Source organism: Streptomyces sp. NPDC030021 (assembly GCF_055574035.1).
Genome location: NZ_JBVIAH010000004.1, coordinates 210859 through 228645, shown reverse-complemented (window position 1 = coordinate 228645; position 17787 = coordinate 210859). Strand labels below are relative to the sequence as shown.

16 protein-coding genes are annotated in these 17787 nt (G+C 72.5%); 8 read left to right on the top strand and 8 right to left on the bottom strand.

All coding sequences use genetic code 11. From position 1 onward, the window contains the following. Positions 1 to 105: 105 nt before the first annotated feature. Positions 106 to 1500, top strand: a complete 1395-nt coding sequence (locus ACZ4YL_RS09890) for an alpha/beta hydrolase family protein (protein WP_468115154.1) — start codon at positions 106 to 108, stop codon at positions 1498 to 1500. Between the two features lie 20 nt (positions 1501 to 1520). On the opposite strand, the gene ACZ4YL_RS09885 is transcribed toward ACZ4YL_RS09890, so the two are convergent. Together ACZ4YL_RS09885 and ACZ4YL_RS09880 are read right to left on the bottom strand one after the other, a co-directional pair. After that, positions 1521 to 3293 carry a S8 family peptidase gene (locus ACZ4YL_RS09885; protein ID WP_468115153.1) on the bottom strand — a complete coding sequence of 591 codons (1773 nt, stop codon included), beginning with the start codon at positions 3291 to 3293 and terminating at the stop codon, positions 1521 to 1523. 265 nt (positions 3294 to 3558) lie between these two features. Continuing rightward, positions 3559 to 4995, bottom strand: a complete 1437-nt coding sequence (locus ACZ4YL_RS09880; RefSeq protein WP_468115152.1) for a cation:dicarboxylate symporter family transporter — start codon at positions 4993 to 4995, stop codon at positions 3559 to 3561. A gap of 105 nt (positions 4996 to 5100) precedes the next feature. Between ACZ4YL_RS09880 and ACZ4YL_RS09875 the strand changes: the two genes are divergently transcribed. Together ACZ4YL_RS09875 and ACZ4YL_RS09870 are read left to right on the top strand one after the other, a co-directional pair. Then, the gene (locus tag ACZ4YL_RS09875; RefSeq protein ID WP_468115151.1) at positions 5101 to 6717 is read left to right on the top strand and encodes a sensor histidine kinase; all 1617 of its coding nucleotides are present in this window, start codon (positions 5101 to 5103) and stop codon (positions 6715 to 6717) included. Then, complete coding sequence (locus tag ACZ4YL_RS09870) at positions 6714 to 7421, top strand: response regulator (protein WP_468115149.1); 708 nt, start codon at positions 6714 to 6716, stop codon at positions 7419 to 7421. The genes ACZ4YL_RS09875 and ACZ4YL_RS09870 overlap by 4 nt, the downstream gene beginning before the upstream one ends. Here the strand turns inward: ACZ4YL_RS09870 and melC2 are convergent. The 3 genes from melC2 to ACZ4YL_RS09855 all read right to left on the bottom strand — a co-directional run bounded on the left by melC2 (position 7373) and on the right by ACZ4YL_RS09855 (position 9522). After that, on the bottom strand, positions 7373 to 8224 hold the full coding sequence (melC2, locus tag ACZ4YL_RS09865; RefSeq protein ID WP_468115147.1) for a tyrosinase MelC2: 852 nt from the start codon (positions 8222 to 8224) through the stop codon (positions 7373 to 7375). The two genes, ACZ4YL_RS09870 and melC2, sit on opposite strands and share 49 nt — an antisense overlap. Then, positions 8221 to 8607 carry an apotyrosinase chaperone MelC1 gene (gene melC1 / locus ACZ4YL_RS09860; RefSeq protein ID WP_468115145.1) on the bottom strand — a complete coding sequence of 129 codons (387 nt, stop codon included), beginning with the start codon at positions 8605 to 8607 and terminating at the stop codon, positions 8221 to 8223. The genes melC2 and melC1 overlap by 4 nt, the downstream gene beginning before the upstream one ends. 321 nt (positions 8608 to 8928) lie before the next feature. Then, complete coding sequence (locus tag ACZ4YL_RS09855) at positions 8929 to 9522, bottom strand: ferredoxin (protein WP_468115143.1); 594 nt, start codon at positions 9520 to 9522, stop codon at positions 8929 to 8931. Between the two features lie 6 nt (positions 9523 to 9528). On the opposite strand from ACZ4YL_RS09855, the gene ACZ4YL_RS09850 reads away from it, so the two are divergent. From ACZ4YL_RS09850 to ACZ4YL_RS09840, 3 genes are all read left to right on the top strand, one after another. Beyond that, positions 9529 to 9792 carry a hypothetical protein gene (locus ACZ4YL_RS09850; protein WP_468115141.1) on the top strand — a complete coding sequence of 88 codons (264 nt, stop codon included), beginning with the start codon at positions 9529 to 9531 and terminating at the stop codon, positions 9790 to 9792. Between the two features lie 82 nt (positions 9793 to 9874). After that, positions 9875 to 11266, top strand: a complete 1392-nt coding sequence (locus ACZ4YL_RS09845; RefSeq protein ID WP_468115139.1) for a glutamate decarboxylase — start codon at positions 9875 to 9877, stop codon at positions 11264 to 11266. 80 nt (positions 11267 to 11346) lie between these two features. Next, positions 11347 to 12201 (top strand): RNA polymerase sigma-70 factor, encoded by an 855-nt coding sequence (locus ACZ4YL_RS09840; protein WP_468115137.1) that lies wholly within the window; start codon positions 11347 to 11349, stop codon positions 12199 to 12201. Positions 12202 to 12239: 38 nt separating this feature from the next. Here the strand turns inward: ACZ4YL_RS09840 and ACZ4YL_RS09835 are convergent, their stop codons facing one another. Together ACZ4YL_RS09835 and ACZ4YL_RS09830 are read right to left on the bottom strand one after the other, a co-directional pair. After that, on the bottom strand, positions 12240 to 13865 hold the full coding sequence (locus ACZ4YL_RS09835) for a sigma-70 family RNA polymerase sigma factor (RefSeq protein ID WP_468115135.1): 1626 nt from the start codon (positions 13863 to 13865) through the stop codon (positions 12240 to 12242). A 126-nt stretch (positions 13866 to 13991) separates the two neighbouring features. Further along, entirely contained in the window at positions 13992 to 14771 is a 780-nt protein-coding gene (locus ACZ4YL_RS09830) for an IclR family transcriptional regulator (protein WP_468115133.1), read from the bottom strand. A 107-nt stretch (positions 14772 to 14878) separates the two neighbouring features. On the opposite strand from ACZ4YL_RS09830, the gene ACZ4YL_RS09825 reads away from it, so the two are divergent. After that, positions 14879 to 15568, top strand: a complete 690-nt coding sequence (locus ACZ4YL_RS09825; RefSeq protein WP_468115132.1) for a bifunctional 4-hydroxy-2-oxoglutarate aldolase/2-dehydro-3-deoxy-phosphogluconate aldolase — start codon at positions 14879 to 14881, stop codon at positions 15566 to 15568. A gap of 2 nt (positions 15569 to 15570) precedes the next feature. Next, on the top strand, positions 15571 to 16575 hold the full coding sequence (locus ACZ4YL_RS09820) for a PfkB family carbohydrate kinase (RefSeq protein WP_468115130.1): 1005 nt from the start codon (positions 15571 to 15573) through the stop codon (positions 16573 to 16575). Here the strand turns inward: ACZ4YL_RS09820 and ACZ4YL_RS09815 are convergent. Continuing rightward, on the bottom strand, positions 16502 to 17734 hold the full coding sequence (locus ACZ4YL_RS09815) for a serpin family protein (protein WP_468115128.1): 1233 nt from the start codon (positions 17732 to 17734) through the stop codon (positions 16502 to 16504). The two genes, ACZ4YL_RS09820 and ACZ4YL_RS09815, sit on opposite strands and share 74 nt — an antisense overlap. Positions 17735 to 17787 lie beyond the last annotated feature (53 nt).

Here is a 17787-nt window from a genome sequence, read left to right as displayed (position 1 = left end):
GCCCGACCGACAAGACACCCCCCTCGTGGAGGCGCGACGCCGTTCGGAGCAAGGGAGGGCGCGCCGCGCCCCGACCCGCCAAGGGCCCGGCGTACGGTCCGCTGCATGACCGCTCGTACACCGCACCAGCCCTCCGCACTCACCCGCCGCGCGGCCCTGACCGGGCTCGCCGCGGGGGCCGGGGCGCTCGCCGTCGGGGGCGGGGCCTGCACCGCGGCCGCCGCGCCCAAGCCGTCCGCCAGGGCCGTGGATCCCACCCCGGGAGCGATGAAGCTCTTCGACGATCCCGGCTTCAACTTCGCGGGCCTGCTCGCACTCGGCGCGGCCGGCATGCGTGCCTCCGAGGTGGGCGAGGTGCTGACCGCGGTCAACGCCATCAACGCGGCCGGTCTGTCCGAGCAGACGTTCAGCGACACCTTCCGCGCCTGGGGGGACCGGCTCGCCGCGCCCCCGGCCGCGGCCCGCCACGGCCACGACGCTCCCTCGCAGACCCGCCGCTTCCGGTCCCTGCGCGCCGCCCAGTACTACGCGCAGGCGCTGTTCTACGTGCTCGGCACCGATCACCCCGGTGATGAGGAGGCGGTCTACCAGGCCGGGCGGGGGGCCTGGGACACCTTCGCCAGGCTCTGCTCACCGGCCGCCGTCCGCGCGAAGGTCCCGTACGGCAAGACCCACCTGCCGGTCTGGTTCTTCCGCCCGGACGGTCCCGCCGAACCGCGCCCCACCGTGATCCTCACCAACGGCAGCGACGGCCAGAACCTCGACATGTGGACCTACGGCGTGGCCGCCGCCCTCGGCCGGGGCTGGAACGCCCTCGTCTACGACGGACCCGGCCAGGGGCAACTCCTGTTCGTTGAGGAGATCCCCTTCACCACCCGCTGGGAGAAGGTGGTCGGCCCGCTCGTCGACTGGCTGGATCGCCGTAAGGACGTGGACAGCGGCCGGATCGCGCTCACCGGCCTGAGCATGGGCGGCAACCTGGTCGCCCGCGCCGCCGCCTTCGAGCACCGGCTCGCCGCCGTCGCCTGCCAGCCGGGCTGCGTCAACCCCTGGCTGGGATTCGACGCGGAGCTGCGCGCCATCGTCACGCCCGACAAGGAGGAGACGAACCGGGTCTGGAACGAGGAGGTCGTCCCGGAGCTGACGCCGGAGCTCGCCTTCACCGTCAAGAAGCGCTTCGAGATCTTCGACCGGCAGGCACTGCGCCAGGCCCGCGAGGGCGTCGTGCTCACGGACCTCTGGACCCCGGCGCAGGTGGCCATGGGCCTCGACATCACCAAGGTGGTCGGGAGGATCAAGGCCCCGACGCTCGTCCTGGACTACGACTTCGAGCTGTTCTACCCGGGCCAGCCGCAGCAGATGTACGACCTCCTGCGCACGCGCCGTGAGTACGTGAAACTGACGGAGGCCACCGGGGCGCAGTTGCACTGCTCCCCGATGGCCCCGCAGCAGCACTGCGACGTCGTCTTCGACTGGCTCGCCGACGTGCTCCAGCGCTAGCGGAACGTCTGGAGGACCTCCTAGAAGGTCAGGTTCCAGGAGTCGACCTTGCCGGTGTCGCCGCCGGCGTTGTCGTTGACCCGCAGCTTCCAGGTGCCGTTCGCGACCTCGGAGGAGGCGTTCACGGTGTAGACCTGGTTGATGTTGTCGGTGCTGCCGCCGGAGCGGTTGTGCACGGTGTAGACGGTGCCGTCCGGCGCGACCAGGTCGACCTTCAGGTCACCGATGTAGGTGTGCACGATGTTCACGCCCACCTTGAGGGTGGCCGGGGCGTTGCCGGTGACACCGCCGACGGTGATCGGGCTCTCCACCGTGGTGTTGTCGCCGATGGCGAAGTCACCGGTGTTCTCGAAGTACTTGCCGGGCGGCGGGGTGCTGCCGACGGCCTTCAGCGCGTCGACCTGGCCCTCGCCGAAGAAGCCGTTCTTCGCCGTGGTGCCCTTGCAGCGGCTGTCCGACGGGCAGGCGACGTCGTTGGCCTGGGTGGCCAGCTTGTCGCGCAGCTGCGCCGGGGTGATGCCCGGGTTGGTGCTGGCCAGCAGGGCCGCCACACCGGCGACGTGCGGGGACGCCATCGACGTGCCGCTCATGGTGCCGTACTTGCCGCCCGGCTGGGTGCTGTAGATGCCGGTGGTGTCGCCGCCGGGGGCCGTCACGTCGACGACGTTCAGACCGTAGTTGGAGTACGAGGCCTTCGCGGTGGTGCCCATCGCCGAGACCGTGACCACGCCCGGGAGCTCGGTCGGGATGTCCAGGCAGGCGTTGGTGATGGTGCGGGTGACCGGCGTCGAGTCGTTCGGGCTCTCGGTGTCGGTCGTCTTGTTGGCCAGGTCGATGTTGGAGTTGCCGGCCGCCGCGACCTGCAGCGAGCCCTTGCCCTCCGCGTACTCCTGGGCGCGCTTGACGCCCTCGATGATCGCGGCCTGGTCGGCGTTGTCCGGGCAGTTGAACTGCCACGGGTCCGTGTAGTAGCTGTTGTTGGTGACCTTGAAGCCGTGGTCACCGGCCCACATGAAGCCGCAGACGGTGTTCTCGGCGAAGAAGAGCGAGGAGCCCGGCTCGGCGATGCGCACCGAGGAGATCTTCACGCCCGGGGCCACGCCGATGACGCCCTTGCCGTTCTTGGCGGCCGCGACCGTACCGGCCACGTGCGTGCCGTGGGTGCCGACGTCCCGCCAGGCGCCCGTACGGGTGTCCGGCTTTCCGTAGGCGCAGGACGCGGAGTCCGCCGCGTTGAAGTTCGGGGCCAGGTCCTGGTGCTGGTCGTCCACACCGGTGTCCAGGATGCCGACCTTGACGGAGGACGAACCGGTGGTGACGGCCCAGGCCTGGTCGGCCTTGATCTGGGTCATGTCGGCGCGGACCGGCTCGCCCGAAGGCGTCGTGGCCTGCGCCGGGTTGGCGGGCAGCGCCGGGTTGTAGGCGTCCGCCGGCACGTCCGAGGTGCGGGTGGCGCCGACCTGCTGGACACCGCTGACACCGCGCATGGTGGTGGCGAAGGTGCCGGACGCGGAGTGGGCGACGATCACGCCGATCGCGTCGTAGTACTGGAACACCGTGCCGCCGTTGGCGGCGACGGCGCCCCGCACCGCCGTGGTGTCACCGGGAGCGGTGATCACGAGGTAGGCACGGGTACCGGCAACCCAGGTCGCACTCTGGGAAGTCGGGGCCGCAGCCTGGGGGGCCGCCGCGGGGGCGGGGGCCGAGGATCCGGAAGGAGAGACGGGGGCGGTGCCGGCGAGCGCGGCGGGGGCCCCGAAAGCGAGTGCCGCGCCGAGCGTGGCGGCCAGCACGAGGGTACGTCGAGGTCGGCTGGATATGTGGGGTATCAATGCGTCCTCCGAAGACCCGGTGGTCAGGCCGGGTCGAACGAAACAAGTGGTGGACGCAAGATGTCATGCACACAGCCTGTTACGGAAGTACCTTTTACAGCCTGGAGGTTCGTTTATCGGTGGCCGAATCCCGACTATGGGTGCAAGTACGGAGAATGCGGCGGGCCGGCCGGGCTGGGCACCGTGGGGGCGAGCCCTGCCCGGCCGGCCCGCAGGGGCGTACCGGCTAGACCGGCACCCCGTCCTTGGGGCTGCCCGAGGGCTGCGGCACGGAATTCGGGGTTCCGTCGGACTCCGCGGATGCTGCGGCCTCGGCGGACTGCGCGGGCTCGGCGGACTGCGCGGGCTCGCCCTGCTGGTGCTGCGTGCCGTGCCCGTCGTCCACCAGCGTGCTCTCGTCGAACGGCAGCCGTCCCGCCAGCACTTCGGTGGCGCGCGCGTGGTCGAACTCCTTCGTCCACGTCCCGATGAGCACCGTCGCGACCGCGTTGCCCGCGAAGTTCGTCAGGGCCCGAGCCTCGCTCATGAATCGGTCGATGCCCACGATCAGGCCGACGCCGTCCACCAGTTCCGGCCGGTGCGACTGCAGTCCGCCGGCGAGGGTGGCCAGGCCCGCGCCGGTCACCCCGGCCGCGCCCTTCGAGGCGATGACCATGAACAGCAGGAGCGAGATCTGCTCGCCCAGCGCCAGCGGCTTGCCCATCGCCTCGGCGATGAAGAGCGAGGACATCGTCAGATAGATGGCCGTCCCGTCCAGGTTGAACGAGTAGCCGGTCGGCACGGTGATTCCGGTGACCGGCCGGGAGACCCCCAGGTGCTCCATCTTCGCGATCAGCCGCGGCAGCGCCGACTCCGACGAGGAGGTCGAGAGGATCAGCAGGAACTCCCGGCCCAGATAGCGCAGCAGGGCGAAGATGCTGACCCCGGTGCACACCCGCAGCAGCGTGCCGAGGACCACGAACACGAAGAGCAGGCAGGTCGTGTAGAAGCCGATCATGATGACGGCGAGGGACTTCAGCGCGTCGATGCCGGTGGCCCCGACCACCGCCGCGATCGCCCCGAAGGCGCCCACCGGAGCCGCCCACATGATCATCGCGAGTACCCGGAACACCAGCTTCTGGATGTGCCCGATGCCCCGCAGCACCGGCTCGCCCGCCGCGCCCATGGCCTGCAGCGCGAACCCGCAGAGCAGTGCCACCAGCAGCGTCTGGAGCACCTCGCCCCCGGTGAAGGCGGACACCAGCGTGGTCGGAATGATCCCGAGCAGGAACTCCGGCGTGCTCTCGGCCCCGCCCGCCTTGGCCTGCGCCTCGCCCGCACTGCGCGCCGCCTCGGTCAGGTGCAGCCCGCTGCCGGGCTCCAGCAGGTTGCCGACCAGCAGACCGATGGCCAGCGCCACCGTGGACATGACCATGAAGTAGCCGAGGGCGAGCCCGCCCACGGCACCCACCTTGGCGGCTTTGCGCACGGATCCGATGCCCAGCACGATCGTGCAGAAGATCACGGGCGAGATCATCATCTTGATGAGGTTGACGAAGCCGGTGCCCAGCGGTTTGAGCTCCACGGCCACGCCGGGGGCGGCGAAGCCGACGGCGATGCCGAGCAGCACCGCGCCGATCACCGCGATGTAGAGATAGTGCGTTCTGTCGCGCCTGGCGGCCACGATGCCTCCCGGTGGTGATTACGTTCGGGGAGACCATCGCCCAGGCCTGTGACCCCGGTCACCCTTGCGTTCATTGAGTTCACGACCCGGTGCACACTGAGCGCCATGTTCCGCTTCCCCCGCCCCCCGCGCAGCCTCGCCGGCCAGCTCTTCGCCATGCAGGTGCTGCTGGTCGCCGTGGTCGTCGCGGGCTGCGCCGTTTTCGCGTACGCCACGGCCCGGGGCCAGGCCGAGGAGGCCGCCCGGCGCCAGGCCGGGGCCGTGGCCCACGCGGTGGCCGACTCGCCGTCCGTACGTGAGGCCGTACGGGGAGCGGCGCGCGGGATCGACCCGTCCGCCGAGCTCCAGCCCTACGCCCAGCGGGTCCGCGCGGACTCCGGAGTGGCCTTCGTGACGATCATGTCCCCCGAGGGGCGGCGCTGGACCCACCCCGACCCGCGCCGGATCGGCGAGCCCTTCATGGGCAACACCGCCCCCGCGCTGCGCGGCGAGACCTTCAGCGAGACGTACACCGGCACCCTCGGCCCCTCCATCCGCGTGGTCACCCCGCTCCAGGACGAGGGCCGGATCATCGGCCTGGTCAGCGCGGGGATCACCGTCCGCGCCATCAGCGACCGGCTCGCGACGCAGCTCTCCGCCCTCGCCTGGGTCGCGGGCGGCGCGCTCGCCCTCGGCGGGGTGGGCACGTACGTCGTCAACGCGAGGCTGCGCCGTCACACTCATGGCATGAACGCGGCAGAGCTCAGCCGGATGTACGACTACCACCAGGCGGCCCTGCACGGGGTCCGCGAGGGGCTGCTGATGCTCGACGGGCAGCGGCGGATCACCTTGATCAACGACGCCGGCCGCGAACTGCTGGGTCTGCCGGGCGAGGTCACCGGCAGCCAGGTGGCCGACCTCGGTCTGCCGGCCCCGCTCACCGGGGCCCTGCTCGCGGACCGGCCCCGGGTGGACGAGGTGCACCTGACCGCGGACCGGGTGCTGGTGGTCAACAGCTCGCCGGTCGCGGGCGGAGGCCGCCGGGGCACGGTGGTCACCTTGCGCGACCACACGGAACTGCAGGCGCTGACCGGCGAGCTGGACCATGAGCGGGGCTTCACCCAGGCACTGCGCTCCCAGGCCCACGAGGCGGCCAACCGGCTGCACACCGTGGTCTCGCTCATCGAACTCGGCCGTGCGGACGAGGCGGTCGACTTCGCCACCGCCGAGCTGGAACTCGCCCAGGCCCTCACCGACGAGGTGGTCACCGCGGTGGGGGAGCCGGTGCTGGTGGCGCTGCTGCTGGGCAAGGCCGCCCAGGCGCACGAGCGGGGCGTCGAGCTGGTCGTCACCGCCGACAGCCGCAGTCTCGCCGAAGGGGGCGGGCTGCCGCCGGCCCGGGACCTGGTCACCGTGCTCGGCAATCTCATCGACAACGCGGTCGACGCGCTCACCGCCGTACAGGGGGCCCGGATCGCGGTGACGCTGCGGCCCGAGCCGGACGAGCTGCTGCTGCGGGTCGCGGACAACGGACCCGGGCTGCCCGAAGGGGTGGACGTGTTCCGCCGGGGCTGGTCCGGCAAGGGCGAGGGCCGCGGCCTGGGCCTCGCCCTGGTCCGGCAGGTGGCGGAGCGCTACGGCGGCACGGTGGTCGCTGCGCAGGGCCCGGGCGGAGGCGCGGAGTTCACGGTCCGCCTGCCGGTCGCGTCCGCACCCGCCGCGGGCCCGGGGGGCCCGCGATGAGCGGGGGCGAGGTGCGCGTGCTGATCGTCGAGGACGACCCGGTGGCCGCCGACGCACACGCGCTCTACATCGGCCGGGTGCCCGGCTTCACCGCCGTCGGCGCCGTCCACTCGCTCGCCGAGGCCACCCGGTTCCTGGAACGGACCCGCGTCGACCTGCTGCTGCTGGACCTCGGCCTGCCCGACGGGCACGGCCTGCGCTTCGCGCGCGGGCTGCGCGCCGCCGGACATCCCGTCGACGTGATCGTGGTGACCTCCGCGCGGGACCTGGCCGTGGTCCGCGAGAGCGTCTCGCTCGGCGTGGTCCAGTACGTACTGAAGCCGTTCGCGTTCCCCACCCTGCGCGAACGGCTCCTGCGCTACGCCGAGTTCCGCCAGACGGCGGGGGAGGCGGTCGGCCAGGACGACGTCGACCGGGCGATGGCCGCCCTGCGCGCACCCCGCCCGGCCGAGCTCCCCAAGGGGCTGAGCGCGCCGACCCTGGACCGGGTCGCCGCCCTGCTGCGGTCGGCGCCCGAGGGGCTGACCGCAGCAGGGGCGGCCGAGGCGGCCGGGATCTCCCGGATCACCGCCCGCCGCTACCTGGAGCACCTGGTGGACACCGGCCGCGCGGACCGCACCCCCCGGTACGGCCAGGTCGGCCGCCCCGAACTGCACTACCGCTGGCTGGCGGCGGCGACGGCCGGTTCGGTGTCGAAGGTGTAGAACTTCCGGTGATCCAGCATGTCCGCCGGGGTCACGTCGTTCCAGGGCCGCATGGTGTCGTTCAGGTCGACGACGTTCTGCGTGCCCGCGCCCGGCAGGTACGTGGACTGGGGGTGCTTGGCCTGCCAGTCGGCCCACAGCTTGTCGATGAAGGCATGGTGCATCCAGAACACCGGGTCGTTGGGGGAGACCCCGGTGGACATCTGCCCGCCGACCCACACGTGCACCCGGTTGTGCAGGTTGGCGCCGCGCCAGCCCTCCAGGTTGTTGCGGAAGCCGTTGGAGGAGCTGTTCCAGGGTGCCATGTCGTAGACCGGCATGGCGAGTACGGAGTCCACCTCGGCCTTGGTCGGCAGCTGGGCGACGGCCGCGCCGAGATCGCGGCGCAGGTAGGCGCGCCCGTCCACCCGGACGTTTATGTTCCACTTGCCCGTCGCGTACGCGAACGGACCGTCCATGACCTGCCCGTCGCGGGCCCGCCCGGTGCCGCCGAGGAAGTCGGCGGCGAAGAGGGAGGCGCGGGAGGTCCGGTCCGCGGTCCAGTCCCAGTATGGGAGCGCCACGCTCGCGTCCACTTTCTGCAGCGCCTCCTCGAACTCCAGGAGGAAGCGCCGGTGCCACGGCAGGAAGGAGGGGGAGCGGTGGCCGACGCGGTCGCCCGAGTCGGTGTCGCTCATGATGAAGCCGTTGTGGGTGGTGACGAAGCGGTCGTAGCTGCCGGTGCGCTTGAGCTCCAGCAGCGCGGAGGTGAAGGCGCGCTTCTCCGCCGGGGTCAGCGTGGCCTGGTTCTTGCGGACGGTCATGCCGCACCTCCGAAGGGGACGAGGGCGGCGCCCTGGAGATCGCGCACCGCGGCGCGGGCGAGGAGCTTCGGGTCGGCGAAGGTCTCGTAGTGGTTGATGACGCTGATCCAGGTGCCATCGGCGTTGCGCATGATGTGCAGTTCCCTGCCGTCTATTCGGACGGTGGGCTGGCCGGGCGAGTGGTGGCCGCCGTGGTGGCCGCCTTCGCCGGCGGTGATCTGGATACGACGGCCCTTGTAGACCTCGTCGACCGAGCCCGGGGTGGTGGGCTCGGTGGGGGTCGCGGCGGCGTTCGTGGCGCCCGCGGCAGCGGCGGTCAGGCCAAGGGCGGTGAGGGCGCCCGCTGTTGCCCCCAAGGCCTGACGGCGAGTGATCTTCTTCATGGCCGTAGAGGTATCAGGGCTCGGGAGGGGCTTGGCCTGTATCCGGACATTCGCGGATAAGTTTCCGGTAGAACAAGTTGGATGATCTTCCCGTTCGACGCGGCTTCGGGGGCTCGAACGGGAAGATCTGCAGAATGAGCCCTACTCGACAGTAATTTCTTCTGGGTGAGGGGGTCGCTATGTGCGACATCACACTGCAGAGTCGGCCGGAAGCAGAGCGTCAGACTCGGCCCTGGTGCGGTGCGAGGCGGCGCGAAGTGACTCCGGAGTGACTCCGGGGTGGATTCGGCCGTGACGTCCGGAAGATTCTCGGCCGCGCGGTCACAGCTCGGGCAGGCGCTCGGTGGGGTTCGGGGAGCGGCGTTCTTCGAGCCGGTGGAGGTAGAGCCGCAAGTCGGCTTCGAGTCCGCCGTCGAGATAGGTGAGGAGGTCGCTCAGCCCTGTGGCCGCCTCCTGGCGATACGGATCGGAGTGGCCCGACCAGGCGGCCCTGAGATCGGTGGCCCATTCGCGCAGCCGAGCTCGCTCGTGCCACCAGGCGCGGACGGAGTCGGGGGTCCAGCGCCGGTCCCCGTCCCAGCCGTAGCCGTTGAGCGGGTCGGTCCAGGCGGCGTGGAGCAGGCGGTCGACCTCGACGGGGTTCCTGGGCTGGCGGTAGACGAACTCCTGGCCGGTCACATCGTCGTAGAGGACGTGGTCGGGTGCTGCCATGCGTCCGGTCCAGCAGGTGTCGGTGTCCGCGGCGTAGAACGGTCCGGGCACGTTGCGCCAGTTCCGCTCCGCCCAACGGCCCGTCAGATAGGTCTCGGGGTGTGGCAGCGCCAGGGCCAGGTTGGGCACCGCTTCGGGCACCGGGGTGTCGGCGGCGGTCCGGGCCGCCGGGAGCGGATCCCGGTATCCGGAGTGATCATTCATGAGAGCGTGCGTGCCGCCCTGCTCGACCTGGGGTTCCAGGAGGAGCGGTTCGGGCCGAAGGGGGAGTGGCTCGGCGGGACCCTTGGTGTGCGGCCCATGGGGTCGCGCTTCGAGACGGACCACTACGTCACGCACGAGGGGGCGTTGGTCGGTGTCCGCGTCCATGACGACGCCTGCGTCACCGCCTTCGTGCAGAAGGCCAACTACCTGGTGAAGACCAACGGTCCGTACCCCGAGGGTGGCTGCTTCGAGCCGCCCGCCGGCCACTGACCGACCGTCGGCCGCTTCGGATCACGGGGGGCGCCAGGTCGCACTGACCGATAATGCCCGTCTTTGTGCCTATAGTCCCAATATGGCTCTTCATGAGACGAAGGACGCACGCGCCCAGGACGCCGACACGGACGTGTTCGCGTCCACGCTGAGCGGCCAGATCCTCCCCAAGTACAAGATTCCTGAGGACCACTCACCCACCGAGGTCGTCTACGAGCTGCTCCGCAACGAGCTGCTCCTGGACGGCAACGCGGCCCAGAACCTCGCCACCTTCTGCACCACCTGGTCGGACGAGGGCGTACACCGCCTGATGAACGTCTGCCTCGACAAGAACATGATCGACAAGGACGAGTATCCGCAGACCGCCGAGATCGAGTCCCGCTGCGTCAACATCCTGGCCGATCTGTGGAACGCCCCCGCGGGCGCCCCGGCGGCCGGCTGCTCCACCACCGGCTCCAGCGAGGCCGCCATGCTCGGCGGACTCGCCCTCAAATGGCGCTGGCGCGAGCGCCGCCGCGCCGCGGGGCTGCCGACCGACCGCCCCAACCTGGTGTGCGGCCCGGTGCAGATCTGCTGGGAGAAGTTCGCCCGCTACTTCGACGTCGAACTGCGTCAGGTCCCGATCGAGGCCGACGCCACCGGCCTCCAGGCTCATCAGCTCGCCGAGTACGTCGACGAGAACACCATCGGCGTCGTCGCCATCCTCGGCGTCACCTACACCTGCGACTACGAGCCCGTCGCCGAGATCGCCGCCGAGCTCGACCGGATCCAGGCCGAGCACGGCTGGGACATCCCCATCCACGTGGACGGCGCGAGCGGCGGGTTCGTGGCGCCCTTCCTCCACCCCGACGTGGTGTGGGACTTCCGGCTGGAGCGCGTCGCCTCGGTCAACACCTCCGGCCACAAGTACGGACTCGCGCCGCTGGGAGTCGGCTGGATCATCTGGCGCACCGCGGACCTGCTCCCCGCCGACCTCGTCTTCAAGGTGGACTACCTCGGCGGCGACATGCCGACCTTCGCCCTCAACTTCTCCCGCCCCGGCGGCGAGATCATCGCGCAGTACTACCTGTTCCTGCGCCTGGGCCGGGCCGGCTACCGGCGGGTCCAGGAGGCCTGCGCCGACACCGCCCAGTACCTCGCCCGGCAGATCGCCGACATGGGCCCCTTCACCCTCCTCTACGACGGCCAGGGCGCCCTGCCCGCCGTCTCCTACGAACTCACCGACCCGGACTCCACCCCGTTCAGCCTCTACGACCTCTCCGACCGGCTGCGCATGCGCGGCTGGCAGGTGCCCTCGTACCCGCTGCCCGCCGACCGCGACGACACGGTCATCCAACGCGTCCTCGTCCGGCACGGCGTGACCCGCGACCAGATGGCCCTGCTCGTCACCGACATGCGCGTGGCCGTGGAGCACCTGACGGCCACGCCCCCGCCCGTACCGGCCGCCGCGCCGCGGTCCGGCTTCCACCACTGACCCGACCGGGGGCTGTCGGCATCGATGTCGACAGCCGCCCCCCTTGATCTTCCGGATCGGCGGATGACACCGTGGTGATCATGAGCGAGGATTTCGAGGAACACCGGCGCCTGCTGTTCGGCACGGCCTACCGCATGCTGGGCAGCGTCGCCGACGCCGAGGACATCGTGCAGGACGCCTGGCTCGCCTGGCACCGCACCGACCGCGCGGCCGTCGAGAACCCCCGCGCCTACCTCGTGCGCACCGTCACCAATCTCAGCCTCAACCGGCTCAGGTCGGCCCAGGTCGTCCGCGAGGCGTACGTCGGGCCCTGGCTGCCCGAGCCCCTCCTCACCTCGCCCGACATTGCCGAGGAGGCCGAACTGGCCGACACCGTGTCCATGGCGGTCCTGGTCGTACTGGAGACCCTGACCCCGACCGAGCGCGCGGTCTTCATGCTCCGCGAGGTGTTCGGGTACTCCCACACCGAGATCGCGGAGGTCGTCGGCAAGTCCGAGGCGAGCGTCCGCCAGTCCGCGCACCGCGCCCGCGAACACGTCCGGGCCCGCCGTCCCCGCTTCACCGCCAAGGCGGCCGAGCAGCGCGAGATCGTCGAGAAGTTCCGGCAGGCCTGCCTCGGCGGGGACCTCGGCGAGGTGCTCACGGTCCTCGCCCCCGACATCGTCTCCTGGGCCGACGGCGGCGGCATCGTCACCGCCGCCCGCCGCCCGCTGCACGGCGCCGACCACGTCGCCCGCTGGTGGCTCGGCGTCCTGGCCAAGTCCGAGGCCCGCGACGGGGCGATGCGCCTCGCGGAGATCAACGGCGAGCCCGGCCTGCTGCTCGTCCACCAGGGCGCAACCGTCGGCGCCATGACCTTCGAGGCCGCCGACGGCCGGATCACCGCACTGCGCATCACCGTCAACCCGGAGAAGCTGCGGGGCCTGCAGCCCTGACGGGACCCCGACGGCAGGGCCGGGCGACCGCTCCGCCCCTAGCGCGCGCCGAAGTTCTGGGTCCACCAGGGGCCGCCCGAGCCCTGGTGGATGCCCACGCCGATGTCCTTGAAGGAGCAGTTGAGGATGTTCGCCTTGTGGCCCGGGCTCTTCATCCAGGAGTCCATGACCGACTGGGCCGTCTGCTGGCCCCGCGCGATGTTCTCCCCGTACGTCGACCAGCGGTACCCGGTCGCGGTCGTCCGGTCGCCCGGGTCCTTGCCGTCGGGGCTGGTGTGATCGAAGAAGTCCCGGGCCGCCATGTCGTCGGAGTGCCCCTGAGCCGCCGCACGCAGCTGCGGGTCCTCCCTGAGGGGGCCGCATCCGGCCGCCGCCCGCTCGCTGTTGACCAGGGCCACGACCTGACCGGCCACGCCCGACGGCGGGGCGGGCGCAGGCTTGGCCGCCGAGGCCTTCGGGCTCGGGGACTTGCTCTTGGACTGCGTCGGGCTCGGGCTCGCCGACGGACTCGGCGACGCGGAGGCCGACGGGGAAGGCGAGGCGGAGGGGGAGGGCGACTCCGAGGGCGGAGCGGCGGATTCGGTCGCCGAGAGCGCGGCCAGCGGGGTCGCGGCCGCGGCGGCGCCCTCCTTCGTGTCACCGGAACCGGGCAGCCCCCCGAGGTACACGAGCCCGCCGCCCGCGACGCAAGCGGCGAGCACCGCACCGCCGACCACCCGGCGGCGGCTCTGCCGGCGCTTGCGCAGCGCGCCGCGGCCACCGCCGCCCACGTCGGCCACCGGGGTGAGCTGGGTCGCCGCGTCGTCGAAGCCGCCGCCGAAGCCCCCGTCGACACCTTCGGCGAAGGCGACGCTCACGGGGGCGAAGCCGGCCGCCCCCGCCGTCTTCATCCCCGCCAGCAGGGCCGCCGAGACCGGTACCAGGGCCAGACCGGCCAGCAGTCCCTCCGCCGGAACCAGCCCGCTCCACAGACCGGAGCAACGTATGCATTCACGGGCGTGCCGGGCTATTCGCTTGCGCCACAGCGCCGAGGGCTCCCCGTCCCAGCCGGCCATCACGGTCCGCAGCTCCTCGCACGCCGGATGGGTGTCCAGCGCGCGCTCCACCACGCGGGCCGACTCCAGCTGCGCCTTCATCCGCTGCACCCGGACCGCCGTGTGCTGCGGGGACAGTTCCAGCGCACTCGCCACCTCGGCCCGGGTCAGCTCCCCGGCGCACTCCAGCCACCACAGGGACAGCAGCGCCCGGTCCTCCGGCTCCAGCCAGCGGGTGGCCCGGGCCGTCTCGCGCCGCTGTCCGGCGAGCTGGAGGCGGGTGACGGTCAGGTCGACGAAGTCGGCACCCGGGTCGGCGACATCGCTCGCGGCCTCCAGCGTGCTCTCGCCGAAACCACTCTGCCGGGCCTGCCAGTGCGCCCGCACGCGGTTCATCGCGATCGCCACCAGCCAGGACCGGAAGCTCTCGTCCACGCGCAGGCCGCCCAGCCCGTCGAGCGCCCGCAGCATCGTGTCCTGCACCACGTCGTCCACGTCGCAGGACCCGTTGAGGGCCCGCCCGACGATGTTGTAGACGAGCGGGAGATGGGTGCTGACGAGCTCGTCCTGCGCGCGCAGGTCGCCCGCGCGGGCCGCTGCCACAAGCGCTGCGGTGTGCTGAGTAGTCATGTGATGTTCCCTGTCCGTACCGGCGGTCGATGATGCCCGATACATGGGAGACCGTCGACGGGGGCGTCGATAACAGTTATCCGGAAGAATTTTCCCGAAGAGTTCTCCGGGGCCTTCCACCGGGGGTCACAGCAGCGGAGCCAGGGCCTCGGCGGCCGCTCGAACGGTCGGCGCATACGCCTCGATCTCCTCGCGGGAGACCAGGAAGGTGACGGTGGTGACGCTGACCCCGCCGACGGGCCGGCCCGCCGGACCGGGGATCGCCGCGCCGATGCAGCGGATGGCGGGCTCGTTCTCCTCGTCGTCGAGGGCGAAGCCCTGGGCGCGGACTGCCGCCAGTTGGGCGTCCAGGGCCCGTACGGTGGTGAGTGTGCGCGGCGTCCGCCGGGGCAGCCCGGTCGTGCCGATCAGTTCCCGTACCTCCTCGGCGGGCAACAGAGCCAGGATGCTCTTGCCGATCGCGGTCGTGTGCAGCGGCATGCGCATGCCGACGCGGGAGGCCGTCCGGAAGGGCTGGTCCTCGTTCTCCAGCTTGCGGATGCAGGTGATGGTCCGCCCGCTGTGCAGGGCCAGATGGACCGTCTGGCCGGTGGCCCGCCGGAGTTCGCCGAGGATGTGCCCGATGCCGGCCGGTTCTCCGGCGCCGACCAGGGCGGAGAGCCCGCGCAGCCGCGGCCCCACCCCGTACCGGCTGTCGGCCTCCTGGCGTACGAAGCCCTGGTCGATCAGCGAGGCCAGGATGCGGAAGGTGCTCGACTTGGGCACCGCGGCCGCCACCGTCACATCGGCGAGGCGGTGCGGGCCGCCGGGCGCGGCCACCGCCTCCAGGACGCGCAGGGACTTCTCCACGGCGGAACCGGCCGCGGAGGTCCGCCCCGCGCGCCCGCCCGCTGCCGCTTCATCCATTGACACGAGCGCTCCCGGCATGGGTAGGGTCTAGACCACATGGTTCCGTCATACGGTACGCCGTTCCACTACGTGGAACAAACGTGTGGAGCGAAGGGGAGGGTCCGTTGCCCGATCACCCGTCAAGCCCCCCGTCCGGTCGGCCGGCCGGCCACCCGTCGGGGCACCTCTACGCGGTGCTGGCGGCCCAGCGCGTGCTGCCCGTCCTGCGCAACACCGGCGCCGACGAGGCCGTCCGCCACACCACCGCCCTGCTCGCCGCCGGCTGCCGCGCGGTCGAGCTCACCACCTCCACCCCCGGCTGGGCCGCCGCCGTCACCCGCACCACCCAGCTGAGCGACGTCCACGGCCGCCCGGCCCTCATCGGCGTCGGCACGGTCACCACCACCGCACAAGCGGAGACGGCCCTCGACGCGGGTGCCGCCTTCCTGATCTCCCCCTACCCGGCCCCCGAGGTCCGCGCGGTGGCCGTACGCCGCGAAGCCGTCTTCATCGAGGGCGGGTTCACCCCCGGCGAGATCGCCGCCGCCGTCCGGGCCGCCGGAGCCGCCAAGGTCTTCCCGGCACACGTCGGCGGCCCCGGGTTCGTCCGCTCCCTCCGGGCCGTCCTGCCCGGAGCGGTGATCGTCCCGACCGGCGGCATCCGGCCCGCCGAGGTCCCGGACTGGCTCGCCGCTGGCGCGACCGCCGTCGGGATCGGCGGCGGCCTGCCGTCCGACCCGGGCGAACTGGCCGCCGTGTTCGCCGGGACCGCCACGCCGTGCTGCGCACCCTGCGACCCCGCCGCAGGGCACTGACCGTGGCCGGACGAGCCGACACGCGCTACGACGTCCTCGTACTCGGCGAGGTCCTGGTCGAGATCCACGCGGGCACCGCCCTGCACGAGGCCGCCGACGGCACCCCGGCCCGTATCTCCTACTCCGGGGACGCCCTCAACGCCGCAGCCGCCGCAGCCGCGGCCGGCGCCCGTACCGCACTGCTCGCCGTGGTCGGCGACGACGAACTCAGCGTCCCGCTGCTGAACCGGGCCGCCGAACTCGGCGTGGACGTCTCCCACGTCCGCCGCGCCCCGCACCCCAACGGTGCCTACCTGCTCTCCGCCGACGCCGACGGCGACCGCGCGTTCGTCTACTGGCGCACCCACAGCGCGGGTTCCACCCTCGCGCCCCGCCACATCGCGTCCTGGCGCGGGCTGCTCACCCGCTGCGGAGCGCTCGTCACCAGCGGCATCACCGGCGCCCTGTCGCCGAGCAGCCGCGACGCCGTACTGGCCGCCGCCCGCCTCGTGCACGGGGCGGGCGGGCACCTGACCTACGACCCGAACTTCCGCTCCCGGCTGACCGGCCGGGCCGAGGCACGCGAGCTGCTGGCCCGGATCGCGCCGCTGACCGGGCTGCTCAAGACCTCCTGCCCGGCCGACGCGCTGGCCCTCGTGGACACCGCAGACCCGCGCACCGCCGCAGCCCGCTGCCGCGCACTGGGCGCCCGTACGGTCGCGGTCACCGCGGGCGCCGACCGGCTGCTGCTGGACGACGGCACGCGGGCGGCGTACCACCCCGTGCCCGCCAATCCGGAGCCCGTGGACGCGACCGGGGCGGGGGACTGTTTCACCGGCACGGCCACCGCCCGGCTCGTCCTCGGGGACACCCTCGCGGACGCGGTGGCGTACGGCACGGCCGCCGCCTCCCTCTCGGTCTCCGGCCGCGGCGGCACCGGGCGCGTCCCCGCCTTCAGCGAGACGGCGGCGCTGGCCGCCTCGCGCCGACGTACCTGCCCGCCTCGACCGCCGTCTCCGGATCGGTGACCCAGCCCGCCGCCAGAACCAGCCGCGAGGCCCGGTGGACGGCCAGGAACCCGAACGGCCGGTCGAACCGGACATCCGCCCGGCGGACCCGGTGCCGCACGCGGGGCGGCGCGGCTCCGCCCGGCCGTGCCGCGACGGCGGTGACGGCCGCTGCCTCGAACCCCGTCGCGTGGAACCGGGCCATCGCGGACTGCCGGGCCGAACCGATCGCCAGCGGCTCGGAACTGATACCGGGGAAGTGCGCGAAGTCGTCGTCGCTCGCGGTGTCCAGCCCGAACGTCCGGGCGTGGTCGAGCAGGTCGTGTTCGGCGAGCAGGGAGAAGGCCACGGTACGGACGTGCAGCAGGTCCACCGGGAAGGGCGAGTCCTCGGTGCGGGTGGTCAGCCCGGGGCCAGGGGTTCCGTCGGGGAGCTCGCTGCAGGGGAGGGACGGGACGGCGCCGGTGACGGCGGCGACACCGGTCTCCAGCACCGAGGGGGACGGTGTCCCAGGCTCCCCGAGCAGCAGGTGCACGTCCACGTCCTCGGTGCCGGCCACCTCCAGGACGGTGACGGCCCCGGCGCTCCCGTGGGCCACCCGTACCTCGTCCGGCGAACGGGTGGTCCGGGACAGCCGTCGCAGGATCCGCCTCGCCCAAGGGCCTTCGGCCACCGCGACGGGTGCTTCCCGGAAGGGCTCGGCCCACCGCACCCGGAGCGCGAGCGCGGAGGCCAGGACCAGGCGGGTGTCCTCGGTCCACGACACCGGCACGTGCTCGATCAGCCCGCCCGTCCGCTCCGCCGCCCACGCGTCCAGCACCTTCGCGTCGGCGGCCGGCACACCGGTCAGCGTGCCCCGGGCGCCCGGCGGCAGCTTCGCCGACCAGACTTCCTCCAGGGGGACTCCGGCCCCGGCCCACAGACCCGTCGCCGCCCGCAGACCCCGTACGCCGCCCAGTGCGGCCAGCAGTTCCCGTGCCGCCCCGGCCGCGGCCCCGGCGGGTATGCCCAGCGCCTCCGCCAGTTCGGCGCGGGCGGGACCGCCCGCGCCGTCGGCGAGCAGGGCGAGCAGCGGCCAGACCCCGGCCGCGGCGAAGACCGTGCCCCGGTCCTGTGCGCGGGCCTGCGCGGCCCAGCGCGTCGTGAGGCGGTTGGCCGCCCGTACCGTCTCGTTCTCCATGCGGTGGAGCGTAGATGGAGAGGCGCCGCCGGGCCGGACGGTATTCCGCGGCC

What these genes read in the sequence shown, in the direction of transcription:
- ACZ4YL_RS09890 (WP_468115154.1), top strand. Translation starts at nt 106, where the DNA reads ATGACCGCTCGTACACCGCACCAGCCCTCCGCACTCACCCGCCGCGCG.
- ACZ4YL_RS09875 (WP_468115151.1), top strand. Translation starts at nt 5,101, where the DNA reads ATGTTCCGCTTCCCCCGCCCCCCGCGCAGCCTCGCCGGCCAGCTCTTC.
- ACZ4YL_RS09870 (WP_468115149.1), top strand. Translation starts at nt 6,714, where the DNA reads ATGAGCGGGGGCGAGGTGCGCGTGCTGATCGTCGAGGACGACCCGGTG.
- melC2 (WP_468115147.1), bottom strand. Translation starts at nt 8,224, where the DNA reads ATGACCGTCCGCAAGAACCAGGCCACGCTGACCCCGGCGGAGAAGCGC.
- melC1 (WP_468115145.1), bottom strand. Translation starts at nt 8,607, where the DNA reads ATGAAGAAGATCACTCGCCGTCAGGCCTTGGGGGCAACAGCGGGCGCC.
- ACZ4YL_RS09855 (WP_468115143.1), bottom strand. Translation starts at nt 9,522, where the DNA reads ATGAATGATCACTCCGGATACCGGGATCCGCTCCCGGCGGCCCGGACC.
- ACZ4YL_RS09845 (WP_468115139.1), top strand. Translation starts at nt 9,875, where the DNA reads ATGGCTCTTCATGAGACGAAGGACGCACGCGCCCAGGACGCCGACACG.
- ACZ4YL_RS09840 (WP_468115137.1), top strand. Translation starts at nt 11,347, where the DNA reads ATGAGCGAGGATTTCGAGGAACACCGGCGCCTGCTGTTCGGCACGGCC.
- ACZ4YL_RS09835 (WP_468115135.1), bottom strand. Translation starts at nt 13,865, where the DNA reads ATGACTACTCAGCACACCGCAGCGCTTGTGGCAGCGGCCCGCGCGGGC.
- ACZ4YL_RS09830 (WP_468115133.1), bottom strand. Translation starts at nt 14,771, where the DNA reads ATGGATGAAGCGGCAGCGGGCGGGCGCGCGGGGCGGACCTCCGCGGCC.
- ACZ4YL_RS09815 (WP_468115128.1), bottom strand. Translation starts at nt 17,734, where the DNA reads ATGGAGAACGAGACGGTACGGGCGGCCAACCGCCTCACGACGCGCTGG.